The sequence below is a fragment of the Kordiimonas aquimaris genome (genome assembly GCF_025574485.1).
Lineage (GTDB): Bacteria > Pseudomonadota > Alphaproteobacteria > Sphingomonadales > Kordiimonadaceae > Kordiimonas > Kordiimonas aquimaris.
On record NZ_JAOBPO010000003.1, the window covers coordinates 361,463 to 382,987 of the forward strand.

The 21,525-nt window shown below is 46.2% G+C and carries 18 protein-coding genes and 1 pseudogene; 11 read left to right on the top strand and 8 right to left on the bottom strand.

All coding sequences use genetic code 11. The annotated features are described in order from the left end of the window. From OEU88_RS11465 to OEU88_RS11480, 4 genes are all read left to right on the top strand, one after another. Positions 1-792, top strand: coding sequence for a ferritin-like domain-containing protein (locus OEU88_RS11465; RefSeq protein WP_262695311.1), 792 nt, complete (start codon positions 1-3; stop codon positions 790-792). A gap of 171 nt (positions 793-963) precedes the next feature. Next, complete coding sequence (locus tag OEU88_RS11470) at positions 964-2,262, top strand: M23 family metallopeptidase (protein WP_262695312.1); 1,299 nt, start codon at positions 964-966, stop codon at positions 2,260-2,262. Beyond that, positions 2,234-2,683 carry a bactofilin family protein gene (locus tag OEU88_RS11475; protein ID WP_262695313.1) on the top strand — a complete coding sequence of 150 codons (450 nt, stop codon included), beginning with the start codon at positions 2,234-2,236 and terminating at the stop codon, positions 2,681-2,683. Before OEU88_RS11470 ends, OEU88_RS11475 begins: the two co-directional genes overlap by 29 nt. Positions 2,684-2,834: 151 nt before the next feature. Continuing rightward, positions 2,835-4,184: an aminopeptidase P family protein gene (locus OEU88_RS11480; RefSeq protein ID WP_262695314.1), complete on the top strand. Its 1,350-nt coding sequence runs from the start codon at positions 2,835-2,837 to the stop codon at positions 4,182-4,184. 50 nt (positions 4,185-4,234) lie between these two features. Here OEU88_RS11480 and OEU88_RS11485 read toward each other — a convergent pair whose 3' ends face one another. From OEU88_RS11485 to OEU88_RS17625, 4 genes are all read right to left on the bottom strand, one after another. Then, the gene (locus tag OEU88_RS11485) at positions 4,235-4,807 is read right to left on the bottom strand and encodes an ATP-dependent Clp protease proteolytic subunit (protein ID WP_262695315.1); all 573 of its coding nucleotides are present in this window, start codon (positions 4,805-4,807) and stop codon (positions 4,235-4,237) included. Between the two features lie 45 nt (positions 4,808-4,852). Then, positions 4,853-5,981, bottom strand: a protein-coding gene (gene prfB / locus OEU88_RS11490; protein WP_262695316.1) for a peptide chain release factor 2 whose coding sequence is annotated in 2 segments (ribosomal slippage) — positions 4,853-5,911 and positions 5,913-5,981 — 1,128 coding nt in all. Because the reading frame shifts where the segments join, the coding sequence is not laid out codon by codon here. A gap of 28 nt (positions 5,982-6,009) precedes the next feature. After that, positions 6,010-8,484, bottom strand: a complete 2,475-nt coding sequence (locus OEU88_RS11495) for a penicillin-binding protein 1A (protein ID WP_262695317.1) — start codon at positions 8,482-8,484, stop codon at positions 6,010-6,012. A 134-nt stretch (positions 8,485-8,618) separates the two neighbouring features. Next, the gene (locus tag OEU88_RS17625; protein ID WP_317279134.1) at positions 8,619-9,836 is read right to left on the bottom strand and encodes an N-acetylmuramoyl-L-alanine amidase; all 1,218 of its coding nucleotides are present in this window, start codon (positions 9,834-9,836) and stop codon (positions 8,619-8,621) included. 565 nt (positions 9,837-10,401) lie between these two features. Between OEU88_RS17625 and OEU88_RS11510 the strand changes: the two genes are divergently transcribed. From OEU88_RS11510 to OEU88_RS11520, 3 genes are all read left to right on the top strand, one after another. Continuing rightward, positions 10,402-13,206 (top strand): Rne/Rng family ribonuclease, encoded by a 2,805-nt coding sequence (locus OEU88_RS11510; protein WP_262695318.1) that lies wholly within the window; start codon positions 10,402-10,404, stop codon positions 13,204-13,206. Between the two features lie 175 nt (positions 13,207-13,381). Beyond that, positions 13,382-14,797, top strand: a complete 1,416-nt coding sequence (locus OEU88_RS11515; RefSeq protein ID WP_262695319.1) for a M48 family metalloprotease — start codon at positions 13,382-13,384, stop codon at positions 14,795-14,797. Positions 14,798-14,802: 5 nt separating this feature from the next. Beyond that, positions 14,803-15,570 (top strand): DsbA family protein, encoded by a 768-nt coding sequence (locus OEU88_RS11520; protein ID WP_262695320.1) that lies wholly within the window; start codon positions 14,803-14,805, stop codon positions 15,568-15,570. Positions 15,571-15,620: 50 nt separating this feature from the next. Here the strand turns inward: OEU88_RS11520 and thiS are convergent. Next, positions 15,621-16,628, bottom strand: a pseudogene (gene thiS / locus OEU88_RS11525) (sulfur carrier protein ThiS). An 80-nt stretch (positions 16,629-16,708) separates the two neighbouring features. Between thiS and aroQ the strand changes: the two are divergent. From aroQ to aat, 4 genes are read left to right on the top strand one after another with little or no spacing between them, the layout of a single operon-like run. Beyond that, a complete protein-coding gene (gene aroQ / locus OEU88_RS11535) occupies positions 16,709-17,209 on the top strand; it encodes a type II 3-dehydroquinate dehydratase (protein ID WP_394805256.1) in 501 nt (166 codons plus the stop codon). Positions 17,210-17,236: 27 nt separating this feature from the next. Beyond that, the gene (gene accB / locus OEU88_RS11540; protein WP_262695323.1) at positions 17,237-17,716 is read left to right on the top strand and encodes an acetyl-CoA carboxylase biotin carboxyl carrier protein; all 480 of its coding nucleotides are present in this window, start codon (positions 17,237-17,239) and stop codon (positions 17,714-17,716) included. Positions 17,717-17,727: 11 nt separating this feature from the next. Continuing rightward, the gene (gene accC / locus OEU88_RS11545; RefSeq protein ID WP_262695324.1) at positions 17,728-19,074 is read left to right on the top strand and encodes an acetyl-CoA carboxylase biotin carboxylase subunit; all 1,347 of its coding nucleotides are present in this window, start codon (positions 17,728-17,730) and stop codon (positions 19,072-19,074) included. 27 nt (positions 19,075-19,101) lie between these two features. Continuing rightward, positions 19,102-19,761, top strand: coding sequence for a leucyl/phenylalanyl-tRNA--protein transferase (gene aat, locus OEU88_RS11550; protein WP_262695325.1), 660 nt, complete (start codon positions 19,102-19,104; stop codon positions 19,759-19,761). Here aat and OEU88_RS11555 read toward each other — a convergent pair. From OEU88_RS11555 to OEU88_RS11565, 3 genes are all read right to left on the bottom strand, one after another. Continuing rightward, positions 19,707-20,153: a DUF2155 domain-containing protein gene (locus tag OEU88_RS11555; protein ID WP_262695326.1), complete on the bottom strand. Its 447-nt coding sequence runs from the start codon at positions 20,151-20,153 to the stop codon at positions 19,707-19,709. The genes aat and OEU88_RS11555 overlap by 55 nt on opposite strands. Then, on the bottom strand, positions 20,137-20,592 hold the full coding sequence (gene mlaD / locus OEU88_RS11560) for an outer membrane lipid asymmetry maintenance protein MlaD (protein WP_262695327.1): 456 nt from the start codon (positions 20,590-20,592) through the stop codon (positions 20,137-20,139). Before mlaD ends, OEU88_RS11555 begins: the two co-directional genes overlap by 17 nt. Before the next feature lie 94 nt (positions 20,593-20,686). Continuing rightward, a complete protein-coding gene (locus OEU88_RS11565; RefSeq protein ID WP_262695328.1) occupies positions 20,687-21,079 on the bottom strand; it encodes an NADH:ubiquinone oxidoreductase subunit NDUFA12 in 393 nt (130 codons plus the stop codon). Between the last annotated feature and the right edge of the window lie 446 nt (positions 21,080-21,525).

Sequence of the window (21,525 nt, forward strand, 5' to 3'; positions counted from 1 at the left end):
ATGAACACATGGGCCACCATTGGTGACGCAGCCTGTGCCGTCCTTACTACCGGGTCGGCACTTGAAAAATCGCAAATAGCGCGAAAAGCCGTTGCTGCCTGGAAGGCGGGAGAATTGAGTTTCACCTTCCCACAAAAACCGCCTACACGACCTGCCCGACCAGAAAAGCCTGAACTTTTACCCCCCAATGAAATGCCACGCCGCAGGAAAGCCGGCAATGCAAGTAATCGCCGTGCATTGTTGCATGCGATTGCCCACATTGAGTTAAATGCTATTGATCTAGCATTTGATCTTGTTGTTCGTTTTGGTGCAGATATGCCACGAAACTTCACCGATGATTGGCTTAGTGTAGGCGATGATGAAGCAAGACATTTTTCAATGCTAAGTAACCGTTTAACAAGCATCGACAGCTTTTACGGCGACCTACCCGCACACGATGGTTTATGGCAGTCAGCAATCGATACTGCCGACAACATAGCAGCACGACTTGCTGTTGTACCAATGGTTCTTGAAGCACGCGGCTTGGATGTGACGCCGAGCATGATCAAACAATTTGAACGCGTGGGCGATCAAACTTCTGCAGATGTTTTACAAGTCATTTACAACGAAGAGGTTGGCCACGTTGCAACGGGCTGCAAATGGTTTAACTATGTTGCCAGCTTGCAAGAAAAAGAACCTGAAACATGGTTTAAAGAATTAATAGCATCCTACTTTCACGGCCAATTAAAACCGCCATTTAATGTACCCGCACGTAGTAAAGCAGGCATGCCTGAAAGCTATTATTCACCATAGACAGCGCACTAAATACTACCATCAATTCAATAACTAAAAATAGCCGCTTGACGTTTCCTCAAAAAATGAGTGGAATGCAGCCAATTTTAATGATTTGTTTGGATGTGCATCCTATAAATACCTTAGGGAAACTAAAGCACAAACCAAAGCGACGCGAGCTTAGAGATTATTTTGCAGAAGTTATTTACATCCGCATCCAGATTTTATGCGCGCCTGCAAGAATGGCGGCTTTTGTATTTTCCTGAGCGGCAACTTTTTCTGCGCAGCGAAGGCCGCGTACGCTTTCTTACCATTCATAGCTATACGCAAGTAGCAGCGGCTACTGCTCTTTTGGTGGCCACAGGCTGGGGTGCGTTAACAAGTTATGCATATTTATCGCGTGATTTTTTAATTGAAGATAAAAACAAAACCATTTCTGCAATGTCCGCAGACTATCAGGAACTATCAAGCGACTTTTCAGCACTGGAAGCCGAAGTTGAGCGCCGTGCCAATTTACTTGAGGAAAGACAGCAGTTTCTGCAAGAACTTATAAGCTCTGCTCCCAAGGATACCCCAAGTTTATTACCACTGCCAATTGAGGAAGCAGCAAGCGAGCAAGTTTCTCAGCCAGAAACAGAAGCGCTTGATGATTCTGACGAAGAAATAAGTACTGAGAAGTTATCTTTCTTTGAAGAGTTCTTTGACACCTCGCCAGACGAGCTACAAACACCAACCAACCCTGAGAGACGGAAGACTTTACTCTCTCGTTTGCAACAGCTTGAAAAAGCACAGCGCTCTGTCGCATCTCTTTTGGAAAAAGCAGTCGCTCAAAAACTTCAGAACATTGACGAGGTTGTTCAGCCTTCTGGTGTTACTGTCGACAAGCTGCTCGCGCAGGCCGAAGGTCAAAATACGGCAATTGGTGGCCCTTTTGTTCCAGAACCATCATTTGAAGGCATCTTCACTACAACGGACGGCGTCTCATTTGAAAACTTAAGAGAAAACTTTGATCGCCTTAAGATGGTCACAAATGCGCTAGATAGTTATCCACACGGTAAACCGGCAAAAAAGTATTATGTGTCAAGCAGGTTCGGAAGCAGAATTGACCCTATAAAAAAGGTTCGTTCACGACACTATGCTCTTGACCTTTCAGGTTGGCCCGGTGAACCAATAATGGCAACAGCTCCCGGTAAGGTAGTCAAGTCAGGCTCAGTTTGGCCATACGGTAATATGGTAGAAATTGACCACGGCAATGGCTTTCGTACCCGTTACGGGCATATGCGTAAACTGAATGTAAAAAAAGACGAAGAAGTAAAATTAGGGCAGCAGCTTGGTGAGATGGGGAGCACCGGTCGTGTTACAGGAACCCACGTTCATTATGAAGTTTGGTTCAATGGTAAAGTCATTGACCCTATGCCCTTTATGAAGGCAGCAGAACATGTTCTCGAAATCCAAGGTCGATATGAAAAAACCAGCGAACAATCAGACTAATTCACCCCGCCCAGGCGTTGCAGCCACTCCATCAATCATTGGAGCAGACGTGCAAATTGAAGGCAATATTAAAACTATTGGCGAACTACAGCTTGACGGTGCCATTACTGGCGACCTCGTTTGTGGTGGGCTAGTTATGGGCGAAAGTGGTTCCGTTAATGGGACAATTGCCGCAGAAACAGTAACCATTCGTGGTAATGTTTCCGGACAAATCAAAGCCAAGTCAGTTCGCCTCGAAAAATCCGCTGTGGTTGAGGGTGATGTCTATCACGAGAGCCTATCAGTTGAGGCGGGAGCTCGCTTAACAGGGCGTTTTGCTCACACCTCCGGCTCAAATCAACAGGCTACCGCAACGCCTATCAAAAATGAAACCGCAGAAACGCCTTCATTCGTAGAAGCAAAAAAAGCTGCTGCAGAGTAACAAGCTCAACCAAAATCGAATAAATGGCCGCCGAACAATGTGTTTAGCGGCTATTTTTGTATGCCTATTTCCAACTTCACTCAAGATTGTTCGTTTGAATATCAAGGATTAAGTCGATAAGCTTCCGGTTATTCAAACGGGGGAATGCGGCATGTTGAAGACGGCTCTAACAATACTTACACTGCTCTGGTTTAGTATGGTTACTTATGCTGACCAAGAAACAAGCAAATACCCTGATGTACTAAACATGCAAAGCCGCGCAGCCCTCAAGGACATGTGGCTTGAAGAACGCCTCAACACTGTGATGCCTCAATTGATGCGCGAAAACGGCGTTGATATGTGGGTGCTGATTGCCCGCGAATACAATGAAGACCCAGTTGCCAAAACAATGCTACCCGCCACATGGTTGTCGGCAAGGCGGCGTACAATCCTTATGTTTTACGATACAGGTTCTGAGATCGAGCGCCTTGCGGTAAGCCGGTATAGCGTTGGTCGTTTCTTCAAAGCTGCCTGGAATCCAGAGGAAGAGCCGGATCAATGGAAACGCCTGTCAGACTTAATTAACAAACGCGATCCGAAGAAAATCGTTATCAACGCATCCGACACATTTGCTTTGGCTGATGGCATAACGCATAGCCAGCACACTGGTTTGATGAATGCGCTTGGCCCCACTCTCCAAAGCCGTGTAGTTACAGATCCCGCAATGGCGATAGGCTGGCTTGAACGCCGCACCCAGTCAGAAATGAATATATATCCCGATATTGTTGGACTTGCTCATGCGATCATTCATGAAGGCATGTCATCAAAAGTCATTACACCCAATACAACCACAACAGCTGACCTAATGTGGTGGTTTCGCGACACGATCCGCCAAAAAGGTGTAACCGCATGGTTCCACCCAACGGTATCTATCCAGAGACAAACAATTGATAAAAACGGTCAAAAAATGACCGAGCTATTCGACCCTGAAAAAGATGACGTTATCCGACATGGAGACCTGATCCATCTTGACTTTGGTATAACCTACATTGGCCTCAATACAGATACACAACATCACGCTTATATTCTAAAACCGGGCGAGATTGATGCACCTGCTGGCCTAAAAATGGCATTGAAAAACGGTAACCGCCTTCAGGATATTCTTACATCACACTTCGAAACAGGCGCTAGTGGGGATAACATTCTGGCAGCAACACGTGCTCAAGCAATCAGCGAAGGCATTGAGCCAAGCGTTTATACACATCCAATAGGCTACCATGGTCATGGCGCCGGTGCGACTATCGGTATGTGGGATCAACAAGGTGGTGTCAAAGGCCGTGGGTATTACCCGCTCGTTGACAACACTGCGTGGTCAATTGAACTTTCCGCAATAACACCTGTGCCTGAGTGGGGCGGGCAAAAAGTACGTATAATGCTTGAAGAAGATGCTTTTTTTGATGGTGAAAAAGTGAGTTACATTGATGGTCGGCAAACATACTTTCACTTAATAACCAGCAAATAGGCTATTCATACTTAAAGAGAGCAGAAAACTGCTCTCTTTAATCTTGTAGGTTATTTCAACTCTGAGTGATCATTGATAATCTTGCCAACAATACCATACTCTAGCGCTGCATCACATGTGAGCCAGAAATCACGATCAACGTCAGCTTCAACTTTCTTCAAAGGAAGGCCCGTTGCTTCTGCAAAGATTTTATTCAACCGTGTACGCATTTGAACAATTTGTTCAGCTTGAATATTAATATTTGTCGCATCACCACGCACACCGCCACTTGGTTGGTGCAACAAAAACCGTGTATTTGGCAATGCAAAACGGTTTTCCTTATCCGCCGCAACATAAATAAGCGCACCAGCACTAGCCACCCAACCTGTTCCTAACATTTTGACCGTAGGTTTAATAAATTTGATTGTGTCATGGATCATATCGCCTGATTCAACATGCCCGCCTGGGGAAGAAACAATCACTGTGATTGGGTCATCAGAAACATGTGCCATTGCCATAAGGCGCTCACATACTTCCCGAGCCATTTCCTGATTTACTTCGCCTGTAACAAAAACCGTACGCGCTTCAAACAACGCTTTGGTTACCTGACTTTCAGATTTGGTTTGTTTATTGTCGCTGTCCATCCTGCAATCCACTTCTTCCATACATAAATTGATCTGTTTAGTTAGTTACTCAATATCCGAAACTTCACCACTCTCGCCGTGCACACGCGCAGCGAGTGCTGCAGCCATAAATGGATCAAGGTCACCGTCTAATACTTTGTCAGGCTGACTTGATTCCTCTGCCGTACGTAAGTCTTTTACCATTTGATATGGTTGCAACACATAAGACCTGATCTGGTGTCCCCAGCCAATTTCGGTTTTTTGTGCATTGACAGAATTTGCTTCTTCTTCTCGGCGGCGCAACTCTTCTTCGTATAAGCGCGCTTTCAACATGCTCATGGCTTCTGCACGGTTTTTATGCTGTGAACGCTGGTTTTGACACTGAACCACAATACCAGATGGTTGGTGGGTTATCCTCACTGCACTATCCGTTGTGTTCACATGCTGACCACCTGCGCCTGAGGCGCGGTATGTATCAACCTTCAAGTCGCTTTCTGCAATTTCGATATCGATTGAATCGTCAATAACCGGATACACCCAAACAGAAGCAAAACTGGTATGCCTTCGGGCGTTACTGTCATACGGCGAAATACGAACCAAGCGATGCACGCCTGATTCTGTTTTCAGCCATCCATAGACATCTTCGCCCTTAATTTGCAGCGTTGCCGTTTTGATGCCCGCTTCTTCTCCGGGCATATATTGAACAGTATCTACTTTATAGCCGCGCTTTTCGGCCCACCGCGCGTACATCCGCAGTAACATATTGGCCCAGTCTTGACTTTCGGTTCCACCTGCACCTGAATGGATTTCGATATAGGCATCGTTGGCGTCAGCTTCACCAGACAATAACGCTTTAAGCTCTGACTTTTTGGCCTTTTCAGCTAGCATAGTCAGCTGCTCAAGCGCTTCAGCTTCCATATCTTCATCGCCGTCCATTTCAGACAACTCAATGATTTCAACTGTGTCAGCTAAATCCTGCTCAATCTCAACAACCGCTGTGATCGAGTCGTCAAGGCGTGTACGCTCACGCATGAGTTTCTGCGCGTTTTGTGGATCGTTCCAGAGATCCGGGTCTTCAGCAAGGGCGTTTAGCTCCTCAAGCCGTAAGTTTGCCTGATCCCAGTCAAAGATGCCTCCTCAGCAGCGCCATCGACTGCTTGAGTTGGTCAACGGTTGCCTCAGCTTCCGCACGCATAAACAAATCCCTCTTCTTATACAGCGTATCAGTAGATACCACCTGTACCTTTTCGAATTGAGCTTTTTGTTTTACCGATTGGGAGCGAACCGTCAAGCACTGCGAGTTGCCCAACACGAGGTTCTGTTCCGGGTTTAAACGCTTCCAGGATAACACGTTTGTCTGCAGCCGTTGCTGGCTCCCCAGTTTCCGCGTTTACACGCACAAGACGAATACCTGATGGTGTCCGAAAAGGCACACCTGGTTGGCCTTCCAGTGCCTCTGCCATAAAGTCCCTGAATACCGGCACAGCAACGCTTGACCCTTCTTCGTTGGGACCAAGAGATCGTGGACGATCAAATCCTGTAAACACGCCAACGACAAGGTCTGGAGAAAAACCAACAAACCATGCATCTAACGAATCATTGGTTGTTCCGGTCTTGCCAGCAAGAGGTTTACCAATAACTCGAATTTTACGCCCTGTGCCATTTTGAACAACACCTTGCATCATCGAAACAAGTTGATATGCCGTCAGAGGATCAATCACCTGCCCGCGATCATCAGGGATTGGTGGTTCATTTAATGTTTGTCCCCAATCCAGTGCACACGCATTACATACGCGTTCATCATGGCTGAATATTGTACGACCGCGGCGGTCCTGAATCCGGTCAATAAGCGCTGGCGTTATCTTCTTACCGCCGTTAACCAGCATTCCGTATGCAGCAGTAAGTTTCATCAAGGATACTTCACCAGCGCCTAGGCTTGCCGCCAAGGTTGGCTCTACATTTCCATGAAGCTCAAACTTACGCGCATAGTCCATCACAGCATTCACGCCTAAATGCTGTGCTAATCGAACTGTCATCAGGTTTCGCGACTTTTCGATACCTAAGCGCAACGTGCTCGGGCCATAAAATTTATCAGAGCTGTTTTTAGGTTTCCATTTACCAAGCCCCTGCCCTTGATCAATTACGAACGGCGCATCAAGAACCAAGCTAGAAGGCGTAAAACCTCGGTCCAGGCCTGCAGCATAAACAAAAGGCTTGAATGCAGAGCCGGGCTGCCGCTCCGCCTGCGTAGCGCGGTTATATTCGCTTGTATTGTAATCAAAACCACCAGCCATCGCGAGCGTGCGGCCTGTGTGAGGGTCCATTGCAACAAGCGCCCCTTGGATCTCAGGAATTTGCCTTAGCCCAAATATGGGCAAAATTGTAATTTCGCGACCACGCACATCGTAAAAATCGCGAATCGCCAAAGATGGAACATCGGGCAATGCTTCAACAGCAATCAGGTCCCCCATGCCCAGTACTTCACCTATGTCAGCCACTTTAGGGCCAAGGCGCTCGCCTTCACGCCATGCACGTGCCCATGTCACCTCTTCAAATGGAATGAAGCCATATGCACCTGTTTTAAACCCTACAACTGCACCTTCTGCTCGCACTTCGTGTACAACAGCCAATTGCCATGTTGGTATACCTAAAGATACTTTTTCAGCCGTTAACCGCTCTTGCCAGTCACTATCAACAGCCAAGCGGCCGATGGGACCACGCCAGCCATGGCGACGATCATACGCTATAAGACCTTCTCGGAGGGTTCGTTCAGCAATTGCCTGCAATCGGGGCTCCAAGGATGTCCGTACAGATAGACCACCTTCATAAAGTGACTTATTACCGTACATGCGGGAAACTTGTCGCCGCACTTCTTCTGCGAAATACCCTGCTTCAAACCGGGCATCCCCTTCGCGGCGACGCATAACCAGATCTTCACTCAGTGCTGCTTGATACGCCTCTTCATCGATATGCCCCAATATGCGCATGCGTGACAGTACCCAGTCACGCCTGCCAACTGCTCGTGCTTTACGGCGAACCGGATGGTAATTATTAGGGGCTTTTGGCAACGCTGCCAGAAAAGCCATTTCCGCAGTGGTTAATTCGTTAAGAGATTTATTAAAATAATTAAGTGCCGCAGCGGCAACACCGTATGATCGATTGCCAAAATAAATTTCATTGAGATAGAGCTCAAGAATACGGTCTTTAGAAAAAGCGCGTTCAATCCTAAGCGTAAGGATCATTTCTTTAATTTTACGGTCTAGCTTTTGATCAAGTGTCAGCAAAAATGTCCGCGCTGTCTGTTGGGTAATGGTTGAACCACCTTGTAATGGGCGCCCTTGAATAACATTCATGACATTCCGAATATTACCGCGAACCATCCCCATATAATCAAGGCCATCATGCTGATAGAAATTTTTATCTTCTGCAGACAAAAAAGCATTTATCAGTTGTTCCGGCACAGCTTCGATTGGCACAAATAGCCGTTGTTCTTTGGCGAACTCGGTTAACAAACTGCCGTCCCCGGCGTGAATACGCGTAACAACAGAAGGTTCATAATTCGCTAACTGCCGGTAATCCGGTAAATCGCGGCCATAATGAACAATTGCCCAAAACACAACACCGACAACAGCGAGAACGCCAACGCTACCAGCAATGAAAGCAAACTTGACAAGTCGCTTCCATAAAGGCTTACGCATCTTTGTTTCTTTCTGACTTATGTCAGCTTTATTTTCACTATCTGGCATAGGCGTTTATTCGTCATTCCATTCGCCAACAGGCGCAAATCTATCACTATACCTCATGGCAAGTAATTGTGACCTATATATGGCAGCTATCGTGCATTTGTATTGAGTTCAGCAAAGTAACGATCAATAGCTCGACGTACAGCTTGCGCAATACGCCGTTGCCCATTTTTACTGTTAAGAAAGCGGGCATTTGTTTTATTAGTCAAATATCCAGCTTCGAGCAGCACAGAAGGTACATCAGGCGCTTTCAGCATACCTAGATTAGCAAACCTATGGGCACGCCTAAGCATTGGTACATCTGTTCGCATTTCGGAAACCAATATTTCAGCAAACTGGGCCGAATAGTTAAGTGTTTCGCGCTGTGCTAAATCGATCAAAATACCAGTGAGTGTATCATCTGTCGCATCAAGGTCGAGGCCTGCAATAAGGTCCGATTTATTTTCTCGCGCTGCCAAACGTTCTGCTTCTTTGTCCGATGCGTTCTCAGACAAATTATAAACACTACCGCCGTTAACTTTAGGGTTTTGTATAGAGTCAGCATGAATACTAATAAATAGATCAGCCTTATGGCGGCGCGCGATCCGGAAACGTTCTCGTACTTTGTGAAAAATATCCCGGTCTCGCGTCAAGTGAACCTCATAGCGACCTGTTTTATTGAGCTCATCCCGAATAGCGCGGGCAATCTTGAGCGTTATAACTTTTTCATGAACACCAATAACACCTAAATTTCCAGGGTCTGGCCCGCCATGCCCAGGATCAAGCACAATAACGCGCTTTCCAGCAGCACGGCGACGCGGGCTGGCAATTTCAGGTGTTGCGCGCGTAACTACTGCAGGGCGTTCTGGCTTACTTGAAGCAACCGCTTGCAGAAATTTACTTCTACTTTCTTTCTTAATATCAATTACATAACGCGGCCCAGACCCACGGCCTGCTGGCAAAGAAAAGGCATTTGCAACAACGGCAGGCTGCTTTAAATCCAGCACGATGCGATATGTATCATCTGAGAAAAGGCCATGCCTATAGCCATCAACGACACCTATAGGCTTGACGTCCGCTTTACCTTTCCATGATGCATTGGGCAGATCAATAACAATACGATATGGGTCTGCCAGCATGAACACTGAAGGGCTGGTTGTACCAGACAAGTCGATAACAAAGCGTGTTGCCGAAGCGTTTTCACCGAAACGCACGCCCTCAACATCTACGCTGCTGGCGGCGCTTATAGATGCTTGCACAAATATTACAGTTAGCAAAACAACTATGTGTCGGATCATAGCGGTAAAGTTTTTCTCAGCGCGTGTCATGTATTGCCGTCCTTATGCACGTACTTTTAGCGGCTTTCTTTCGTATATAACCCACTTTATTGGGTTATTAATACACCCTAATACTAAATATGCGATGAACCGATCTCAAGGAAAAGCGTTTACAACGCTAATTCCTTGTATTTTTTTTACAATAGCCGGTCAGCAGTGCATCTTTTTTGTCACGTATAATGGCAATGGTTGCAAACAATTCGATTGTAATAGCCGGATTTGTAACCTATCGTGATTTTGTGAGTTTACTGACTTGCCGCGTAAAGCGGCGGGTCACTGCTTTGGCGAAACGACAGAATATAGCGACGCAATACGCGGTCGCGCCGTTTGTACCAAAGCAAAAAAGGATAAAAACAGCGATGGCCAAATGGCTATGCTTACTTGTTATTACGCTTATAACCCGCATAACTGATGTTTTGCGACGTATGGTTTCGTGCGTTAATAATTTTATTTTTATCCTCTCCACCCCTCAAATTATTAGAATTTCGGCTACTGCCAGCGTCCCCCAAATCATTGGGCACGAGACGAAGCAACACGCCGTTTGGAGTACATTTTTATGTCAACACGTATGCTTATTGATGCACGTCACAAGGAAGAGACGCGCGTTACAGTGGTTAAGGGTAGCCGCGTAGAGGAATTTGACTACGAATCTGCCACAAAACGCCCCTTAAAAGGCAATATATACCTCGCTCGCGTTACGCGCGTAGAACCTTCTCTACAGGCAGCTTTCGTTGAATACGGCGGCAATCGGCATGGTTTTCTTGCTTTCAGTGAAATCCACCCTGATTACTACCAAATTCCGGTTGAAGATCGGGAAGAGTTGCTTGAGGCAGAAACAAAGGCTGCTCTTGAGCGCTCAAAAGAGTTTGACGCCGCTGTCGAAAGCGAAATTGAAACCGAAACAGTTAAACCTGTAAGCGATGATGATGACGACCTAGCAGATGCACCGGAGATTGTTGATCCAGAAAATCTGGATGCTGACATCCCAGACGATGAATCCGAAGAGAAAAAAGCAACATCCGCAATTGATGAAAGTGACGAAGCTGATCGCGACGCCGAGATAGCTGAAGCAGCCGCACGCCGTCAAGCAATGAGAGCTTTAAAGCGTAAGTACAATATTCAGGAAGTAATAAAACGCCGTCAGGTACTTCTTATTCAGGTTGTCAAAGAGGAACGTGGTAATAAAGGCGCTGCGTTAACGACATACCTCTCGCTCGCAGGGCGTTACTGCGTGTTAATGCCCAACAGTACACATGCTGGTGGCATTAGCCGGAAAATTTCCAACGCTTCCGACCGGCGCAATCTTAAAAAGATCATTTCATCTCTGGAAGTGCCGGAAGAAATGGGACTGATTGTGCGTACAGCAGGAATGGCGCGTACAAAATCCGAGATCAAGCGCGATTATGATTACCTGCTTCGTTTATGGAACGGTATTCGCGACTTAACACTTAAGTCAGTTGCACCGACACTTGTTTACGAAGAAGGTAACTTGATTAAACGTACAATTCGAGACCTGTACACACGTGATATTGATGAAATTCTCGTTGAAGGCGAAGATGGCTATAAAGCAGCAAAAGACTTCATGAAGCTTTTGATGCCAAGTCACGCCAAGAAAGTTCAAAACTACAAAGACCCCATCCCACTATTCCATCGCTATCAAGTGGAAAACCATCTGGAAGCAATGTTCCAGCCTATCGTTCAATTACGATCAGGTGGATATATTGTAATTAATCCTACTGAAGCCTTGATTTCGATTGATGTGAACTCTGGACGCGCGACCAAAGAACACAATATTGAAGAAACAGCTCTGAAAACAAACATGGAAGCCGCTGAAGAAGTGGCGCGTCAACTGCGTTTGCGCGACATGGCTGGACTTGTTGTTATTGACTTTATCGACATGGAGCAACGCTCAAACAATCGTTCAGTTGAACGGCGTATGAAAGAAGTGTTGAAGTCGGACCGCGCCCGCATTCAAGTTGGTCGAATTTCCGGATTTGGTTTGATGGAGATGTCACGGCAACGCTTGCGCTCCAACCTTTTAGAAATTTCCATGGAAACATGCTCTGTCTGTGCCGGGACAGGCATCGTTCGGTCTATTGAATCTGCTGCCTTGATGGCTTTACGTCAGCTTGAAGAAGAAGGCATCAGGACACGTAGTGCCGTTGTCCGCGTTGCTCTATGCCCCGAAGTTGCGGTTTATCTTCTGAATAAAAAACGCAAAATACTGTCTGACCTCGAGACACAATATGACTTCGAAATTGAAGTATTGTCGCGCACCAGCATGGGGCCATCAGACATTGAAATAACACGAGAAGCCGGAAGCGAAGCTAAAGCGCCGAGCACTGCTATTTCAGCATTGAAACCTGACACAGATACAGAAGACACCAATACTGCTGAAAAAGAGCCCTCACTACCAACACACAAAGATGAAGACGAAGACGATCGGCCTAAACGCAAACGCCGTCGTCGTCGTCGTCGTCGTCGCGGTAGCTCAGACGATAATCAGAATGAACAAAATTCTATGCCTTCAGAAGGCAGGGAAACAGATGATAATGCAGAAACCAAAGACGATTCTGCGCCAGATGTTCCTAGCAACGACGAAAAAAGCGATGAAAACCGCGAACGTTCAAGGCGCCGCCGTGGTAGCCGTGGTGGTCGCCGACGCAATGCCTCGAAAGATGCTTCGAATTCAGCTGAGACAACAGTTTCTGCTGATATAGAGCAAAGCGATGCAACGCAGGTTAGTCAACCTACTGGTGATAATGCCTCTGTTGCTGATGATACGAATGAAAAACCACGCCGCCGTCGTCGTCGGGTACGTAAACCAGATAGTGAAAATACTGAGATACCGACGCCTACAGAAGCAAGTGACGCTGAAACCGATGAAAAAACAAGCAAACCAAGACGCGGTCGTCCACGCAAAGTAGCCTCTGAAAGCGTTAGCGAACCTTCAGCAAAAGAAAGTGTTTCTCCACAGCCTGACGCTGAGGACAAAAAGCCACGCCGGCGGACACGAAAGGCAACTGCCGACAAGCCAGCTGTGGATGAAGTTAAAGTTGAAAAAACTGAATCATCCGAGAAGAAGCCACGTACACGCAAGAAAAGCGTTGGAGAACCAGCTGAAGGCGAGGCAACCAACAGCGACGACAAACCAAAAACACGGCGTCGCAGAAGTAGCCCGGTAAAAACTTCTTCAAAAACAACGGACGCTGAAGTGAAAACCGAACCGAAGAAAACAGCGACACGTAAAACAGCTGCCAACACTAAAAGCGATAGCCCAACATCAGCAGGCGCTGGCGCTTCAAGTGACACTGATGGCCAACCAAAACGTAAAGGTTGGTGGCAAAGAACGTTCGGCTAGAAAAGAAAATCATAGTATAAATACAAAACGCGGCAGGTAATTCTGCCGCGTTTTGTTATTGTGCAAGACCTTGTATGCCGCAGAATTACCTTATTTGGTTCACACCCTTGTTAGATGATATTCATTGACGGTTAATGCCGCGCGGCATAGCTTCACAATCAAAATGGAGTGTATCTTGTTTAAGGCTATACAACAGCTTTTAGTCGCAGCTTTGGCAACGTTTGTACTAACAGTGCAAGCCTCGTCGCAATCACTGCTGCGCGATGCGGAAACAGAGGCATTCCTCCGGCGTTCCTCTTACCCGATCTTTAAAGCGGCAGGTCTTAATCCTCAATCAGTTCATATGTATCTTTTGAATGAAAATTCAATCAATGCATTTGTTACTGGTGGTCAAAATATCTTCATCCATTCCGGATTAATACTTGCAGCCGATGACGTAGATGAATTTATCGGCGTGATTGCCCACGAGACATGCCATATTGCCTGTGGGCATAGATTACGCCGTGGTGACGCTGCAGCAAACGCAGGTACTTTCAGCATCCTTTCTTTGGTACTCGGCGCCGCAGCAATAGCTGCTGGCGGCGCAGATGCAGGCCTAGCCATTTTAGGCGCTGGTCAATCTGTAGCGCGTGGACAGTTTTTAGCACACACACGCGGTGAGGAAGCAGAAGCTGATATAACCGGTGCAAAATACTTGGATGAAGTAGGACGATCATCATCCGGCATGATTCGTTTCTTTGACAAGTTACGTGATCAAGAGATATTGGCACAGGTTAGACAAGACCCATATGTGCGCAGTCACCCGTTGAACAGTGCCCGAATTACCAACCTTCGCGAAGACGGCCAAAATCGTGTTCACTTCAATACTCCACCAGACCCTGCTCTGAATGATTTATTCTACCGACTGCAAGCAAAGCTGGAAGGCTATTTGGCACGCCCCGTTCAGACATTACGCAAATATCCGCCATCAGATACCAGTATTCGTGCAAGATATGCACGCGTTTATGCGTACCACCGTTCTCTGGAGTGGGATCTGGCGCTGGAGGAAGCTGACGCACTCATTACTGCAGAGCCTTTAAACCCTTATTTTCATGAAATTAAAGGTCAAATTCTGTTTGAAAATGGCCGTATCGAAGAAGCTGTCCCCGTATTGCAATATGCCGTTGACCTTGCGCCAAATGAGCCACTTATTGCTACAGCACTTGGGCAAGCACTTGTATCATTCGAAGACCCGGAACGTATGAGGCAAGCATTGCCCATCCTTGAAAATGCGACACGAATTGACCGCGGTAACAGTTTTGCCTGGTTCAACTTGGCTAAAGCTTATAGCTGGCTGGAGCTACAGCCACAGGCGAGCCTAGCCACAGCAGAGCGCTTTTATTCACTTGGCTCAGCTACACAAGCTGTTATCCACGCGCGAAGAGCCTTGGATGGGTTTGACCGCGGCACACCTGACTGGTTAAGGGCCCAGGATATTCTCATTGCAACAGAAGAAGCCGCAGCACGACAGGAAAGGCAACGTTCAAGACGCCGTCGTCTGCAACAGAAAACTAGTTTTGATCGATTATCGAACTCACTAAAACAAGAGTAAATGGAATGAATTTCTTTAATAAATTATGCTGCATATTAGCGGTAATGCTTACTTTCGCAGTAAACCCCGTTTCTGCACGTCAGACGCCCGTAGACCCGGAAGAGCGCGAAAAAATTGAACAAGTTGTGCAAGAATATATTCTTGAGAACCCTGAAATTATTGCGGTTGCCATTCGTGAGCTACAACGCCGCCAAACATTGGCAAGAATGGCTCCTGGCATTGAAATGTATCGCGACTACCTGGAAAACGACCCTGGAGCAGCCGTTATTGGCAATCCTAACGGGGACGTAACCGTTGTTGAGTTTTTTGACTACCGCTGTGGTTTTTGTCGTCGTCATTTCCCTGAGGTTATGAAACTAGTGCGTGAAGATGGCAACATTCGCTACATACCACGCCAATACCCTATTCTAGACCGGGAAGGTCAAACACCTGTGTCTTTACTTGCCTCAAAAGCAGCTCTTGCTGCCCAAAAACAAGGTAAGTTTGAAGAATTCCATATTGCAACAATGACTTCTCCCGGTTCACTAACTGAAGAAGGGTTATATGATATCGCAGGAAGAATTGGGCTTAACGTCCCTCAGCTAAAAGCAGATATGGAAGATCGTTTAGTCGAAAAGAGTGTGCAAAACACGCTAGCAATCGGACAAGACATCGGCTTCACGGGTACGCCGGGATATATCATTGGTGACGATGTGATATTAGGTGCTGAAGGTTTAGGCCGGTTAAGAGAAGCCGTAAACCGTGCACGCGCGTCAACAGCCAATTCTCGATAAAATTAAAGATTCACTTTAAGAAAAAAGCCGCAAGTTGCGGCTTTTTTTTATTAGATAAGGCCCGAAAGCGGCGAACTTGGGTCCGCATACTTTTTCTTCGGCATGCGCCCTGCCAGATACGCCAAACGCCCACTTTCAACAGCAAGCTTCATTGCTTCAGCCATCATTACTGGCTTTTTAGCATCGGCAATAGCTGTATTCATCAGTACACCGTCACAGCCCAACTCCATTGCAACAGCAGCATCTGATGCAGTACCAACACCAGCATCTACCAGAACCGGCACATGTGCCTGCTCGATCATTAACCTAATTTGCACCGGGTTTTGAATACCAAGGCCAGAACCTATCGGCGCACCAAGCGGCATAATAGCGACACATCCCATGTCTTCCAGTTTTTGAGCAGCGATAGGATCATCGCTGCAATAAACCATAACCTTGAAGCCCTCAGCAATTAGCGTTTCCGTAGCAGAGAATGTTTCCAACATATTGGGGTACAATGTTTTTTGGTCACCCAATACTTCAAGCTTCACCAAATCCCATCCACCCGCTTCGCGTGCAAGCCGTAAGGTTCTCACCGCATCATTTGCTGTAAAGCAGCCTGCCGTATTAGGCAGGTATGTTATGTCTTTGGGATCAAGATAATCGACTAACATTGGTTGATTGGGATCAGAAACATTCACCCTACGCACAGCAACCGTTACAATTTCAGCACCAGATGCAGCCACAGCCGCTGCTGTTTCTTCAAAATCTTTATACTTGCCGGTACCAACAATTAACCGCGAGCTATACTCATTCCCCGCCAACTGCCATGTATCCTGTTTATGTTTAATGTCTTGCTCGGTCACAGTGGGTTACCCTCCACCAATAAAATGTACAATTTCAAGCTGATCACCATCTTCAATCAAGGTTTCATGGAATGTTGACTTGGAAACGATTTCCAAATTGCGCTCCACAGCCACTTTCCTAGGATTAAGCTTCAATGTTTCCAGAAAATCCCAAACCGACAAGCTACGCTCTATAGTACGCTCATCACCATTTACTTTGATTAAAAGAGACAAACCTCAAACCCTTGATCAGCGATCTTACTAACAAATAAAATCACGCGATAATAAAAAATAGTCTTCATGCTTTCCACGCCATGAATATGGCATTATATAGGGGTCTTCAAGCGATCTATCGAGAGAGTGAACCGCTGATGCGAAAAAAAATTATTGTTCTGAACGGCCCTAATCTAAATTTGCTTGGGTCAAGAGAACCTGAAACGTATGGCAGCACTACTCTTGCAGAGATTGAAGCCATGACAAAAGCACATGCACAATCTCTCGAAATAGAGATCGACTTTCGTCAGACAAATATCGAAGGCACACTTGTTGACTGGATTCAAGATGCCGGAGAAACAGCTGATGGCGTAATTCTCAACGCCGCAGCTTACACACACACTTCCATTGCTGTTCATGATGCGATAAGCGCAATCAAAACGCCGGTAGTTGAGGTACATCTATCTAATATTTTCGCACGCGAAGAATACCGCCATCATTCATTTGTTTCAGATGTTGCTGCTGGCGTAATCTGCGGTTTTGGTGCAACAGGATATATCCTTGCAGTAGACGCATTGGCGGCTATGCTGCAACGCAAATAATAGTTTTAGGCTAAAGGGGGCCAACTCATGTCAAAAATTCAAGATTATAAAGAGCTTATCCGCGAGCTTGCTGAGCTACTTGACAAGTCAACACTATCAGAAATCGAAGTTGAAGAAGATGATTTCCGAATCCGCGTTGCTCGTGAAGTGCCTAGTGCCGTGAGCTATAGCGCACCCGCAGCCCCTGCCCCTGCACACGTAGCGCATGCAGCCCCTGCCGCACCTGCGACTGCGGCACCAGCAGCAGAAGCAGCCGCTACAGCATCAGACCATCCAGGTATGGTGCCATCACCAATGGTTGGCACTGCGTACGCATCTCCGAGCCCAGATGCCGCCGCATTCATTAAGGTGGGCGATAGCGTCAAAAAAGGCGACACCATTCTGATTATCGAAGCGATGAAAGTAATGAACCAAATCGCAGCACCTGCGTCAGGAACAATTAAAGAGATCCTTTTCGCGGACGCACAGCCCGTCGAATTTGGTCAACCCCTTTGTATTATTGAGTAAGGACCGCAGTCATGCTTAAAAAGGTTCTCATTGCCAACCGCGGCGAGATTGCGCTGCGCATTCATCGTGCTTGTCACGAAATGGGCATCAAGACTGTCGCCATTCACTCAACTGCTGATGAAGATGCAATGCATGTTCGCTTAGCAGATGAAAGCGTCTGTGTGGGTCCGCCCGCTTCAGTGGACAGTTACTTGAACATGCCAGCTATTCTTACTGCAGCAGAAATAACTGGCGCTGACGGTATCCACCCAGGATATGGCTTTTTGTCAGAAAATGCTCGATTTGCTGAAATTGTTGAAGAACATGGCATCGCATTCATTGGTCCATCAGCTGATCATATCCGCACCATGGGCGACAAGATCACAGCAAAAGACACAGTTAAAGCGCTTGGTATCCCCGTGGTACCTGGCTCAGATGGTGGTATCACAGACGACGAGGAAGCATTCCGCGTTGTTAAAGAAATTGGATTGCCGGTTATTATTAAAGCGTCATCAGGCGGCGGCGGTCGCGGTATGAAGATTGTTCGCGAAGAAAGCGAACTGTCCAGCGCATTAACAGCCTGCCGGAAAGAATCAAAAGCCGCATTTGGTGACGATGCCGTTTACATTGAAAAATTCCTGCTTAAACCGCGTCATATCGAGTTTCAATTGATTGGTGATAAACACGGAAACTGTATCCATCTCGGTGAACGCGATTGTTCATTACAGCGTCGGCACCAAAAAGTGCTGGAAGAAGCCCCCTCACCTGTTATCGATGATGAAACACGCGAACGTATGGGCGGCATCATCTCCAAGGCAATGGCCAATCTGGGATATGCAGGTGCTGGGACAATCGAGTTCTTGTATGAAGATGGTGAGTTCTACTTCATTGAAATGAACACACGTGTTCAGGTTGAGCATCCTGTAACAGAAATGATTACGGGTATTGATATTGTACGCGAACAAATTCGCGTAGCATCGGGCGAGAAGCTATCATATACGCAAGATATGGTGCGTTTCTTTGGCCATGCGATTGAATGCCGCATTAATGCAGAGCATCCTTTTACATTTGTACCAAATCCAGGAACGGTGACACAGTATCATCCACCTGGAGGTTTGAACGTCCGGTGCGACAGCGCAGTATATGCTGGTTATAAAATACCGCCTTATTATGACAGCATGATCGCAAAACTTATCGTATCAGGTTACACACGTGAAGGCTGCCTTCTACGTTTGAAACGTTCACTTGGCGAATATGTAATTGACGGCGTTACCACAACAATTCCATTACATATGGCTTTAATGGAAAATGAAGACTTCCAGAGTGGCGATTATGATATTCACTGGCTGGAAAAATTTCTTGAAAACAAAGTGGAATAACCACCTACCAAGCGAAAGTTCAGGCGTATGACTACGCAAGAGATTACGCCTGAATTAATTTTAAACGCTTATGCCTCCGGCATATTTCCTATGGCAGATAGCCGTACGGACAATGATATGTTCTGGGTGGACCCTCCCGAGCGAGGTATTTTACCATTAGATAGCTTTCATGTTTCCCGCTCTCTGAAAAAAGCCGTTCGTCATGATATTTTTGATGTAACAGCGAACAAGGCTTTCCAACAAGTTGTAGAAAGCTGCGCACAATCATACAAAGATCGTGAGCAAACGTGGATTAGCAAAACGATAGAAGAGCTATACTGCGAGTTACACAGATATGGATTCGCACATTCAATTGAATGCTGGCTTAACGGTAAGCTTGTAGGCGGGCTCTACGGTGTGTCCCTACAAGGCGCATTCTTTGGTGAAAGCATGTTTCATATCGAGCCTAACGCCAGCAAAGTTGCTTTGGTACATCTGGTCGCTCGTCTTAAATTTGGTGGGTTTGAATTGCTTGACACGCAATTTGGTACCGAACATTTAGCTCAGTTTGGTGTTATTGAAATTCCTAGAAAAGAATACCGCACACGACTGGACAAGGCACTTGCAAATAGCGATGCAAGCTTTTCAACACTTCAACCTGATGTTGCTGGTGAAAGAGCCTTGCAATTGATCACCCAAATATCATAAACGGCATGTTCAAGCGCATTCAATGATGGGCTGGAAGCTACCATCCACCCTTCAAAAACACGTTCATAATTACCTGTGCGCTTAAGATCATCAATCTCAAGATATGCGAACGTTTCTGGTGGTTGAATCGGTGGTCTTGTTCGGCAGTATTTTGCGCGGATAGTTAACGTACCAAATGTTGTTTCGGCTCCAACAGCCAGTTCAATTTCAGTAATACGCGCCGTTATCTTATCCAGGGCACGCAGTAGTACAATTTCACCAGATTGACTTTCCAATTCTGATGGCTGGATAATATTACGGTTAGATTGAAGGGTTAACGCGGGGTATGATACAATTATCAAGCTACCAAGCCATGCAATGAGTATTACATATGCTTTATTGAGGCTTGTCATCTCCGCCTCCGTAGATGAATTTTCCAATTAGCCCAAGCAAATCAACAGCATCTTGCGTTTCACTAATCTCGTCACCATCCAGCAATGTTTCTTCCATGCCACCCGGTGATAAATTCATGTAAGTTCCGCCCAGCAATCCTTCAGCAGTAACGGCAGCTGCAGTATCCGCAGGCAAAATGACCCCTGCGTCTACCGAAAACTTTACCACAGCCTGATAAGTTTTGGGGTCGAGCTTACTCTCTACAATGGTACCAACCTTGATACCAGCCATGCGCACATCGCTGCCAACGCCTAATCCATCGATACGATCAAAACGTGCGGAAAGTATGTATCCGTCAGACGATGCCATATCTGTGCGTTCATACGCAAAGACAAGAAACCAGCCTGCAACAAGCAACACGAGCGCACCAATAAGCGATTCGACTAAATTGCTAGACATAAAATTTCCATGTACTTTTATTTACAGTTTGCTGAATTACAGCGCGATACGTTGTTTGCAGAAATATCTATTTACTGCGTAACTGGTTCATAACTTATTCTGGACGCCATGCTTCATAGTCTGAAGCTGTAGCCTGGCGTTGCCCTTGGCCCTTGAGCGGTGCGTATGCTTGTTGAGTGCCTGTTAAGTTAGGAATGTGTTCTTTTTCCCAGGGCTTCACTGTCAGCGGTCTTTCAACTGGCGTTTCGTCAACCGTGTAATGTAACCAGCCATGCCAATCAGCAGGAACACGGGATGCTTCTACAGGGCCATTTTTATATATAACCCAACGCTTACGACCATTTTTCTCGCGGTAATAAGTATTACCTTGATCATCTTCGCCTACCTTTACGCCTTTGCGGCTGGTAAAGATAAGGGTGCCAAATGTAGCACTATTCCACCAAGTAAATATGGGGGAAGAAAAAAATTTAGAAATCAAGCCGCTCATAACAAATATCCGCTATCAACAAAATTATATTCATTCGTGACCATACACCATGTCATTCACTGGTTAACCACAAACTTGAAACAGGCGTTTATCATGTTTGTTTGGCAAGGGAAAGCCAAGGGCCCTTACTAATTACGATTCTCTCGTAAAATGGTTAATTTTCTAACCATAATAGCTAAATCGTAATTCCACATGTTTATCGTCGTAATGTGCACAGATTAAGGCAAATTTCAACGACTCAAGAGCGATCAACGATTCGTGAAGTAACCAGTTGTACCTTGCCTAGTGTCAACCACAACATATTGAAAATATACCTTGTGCAACAGCCTTTTTAACACATAAACTTGTGCCAAGAAGATGCAACACTACTATATATAGAAGTGTTGCGGGGCATTTATTGTGGCGATTTCAATTTAGGAAAGCTCACTCAAACCCGTCATATATGA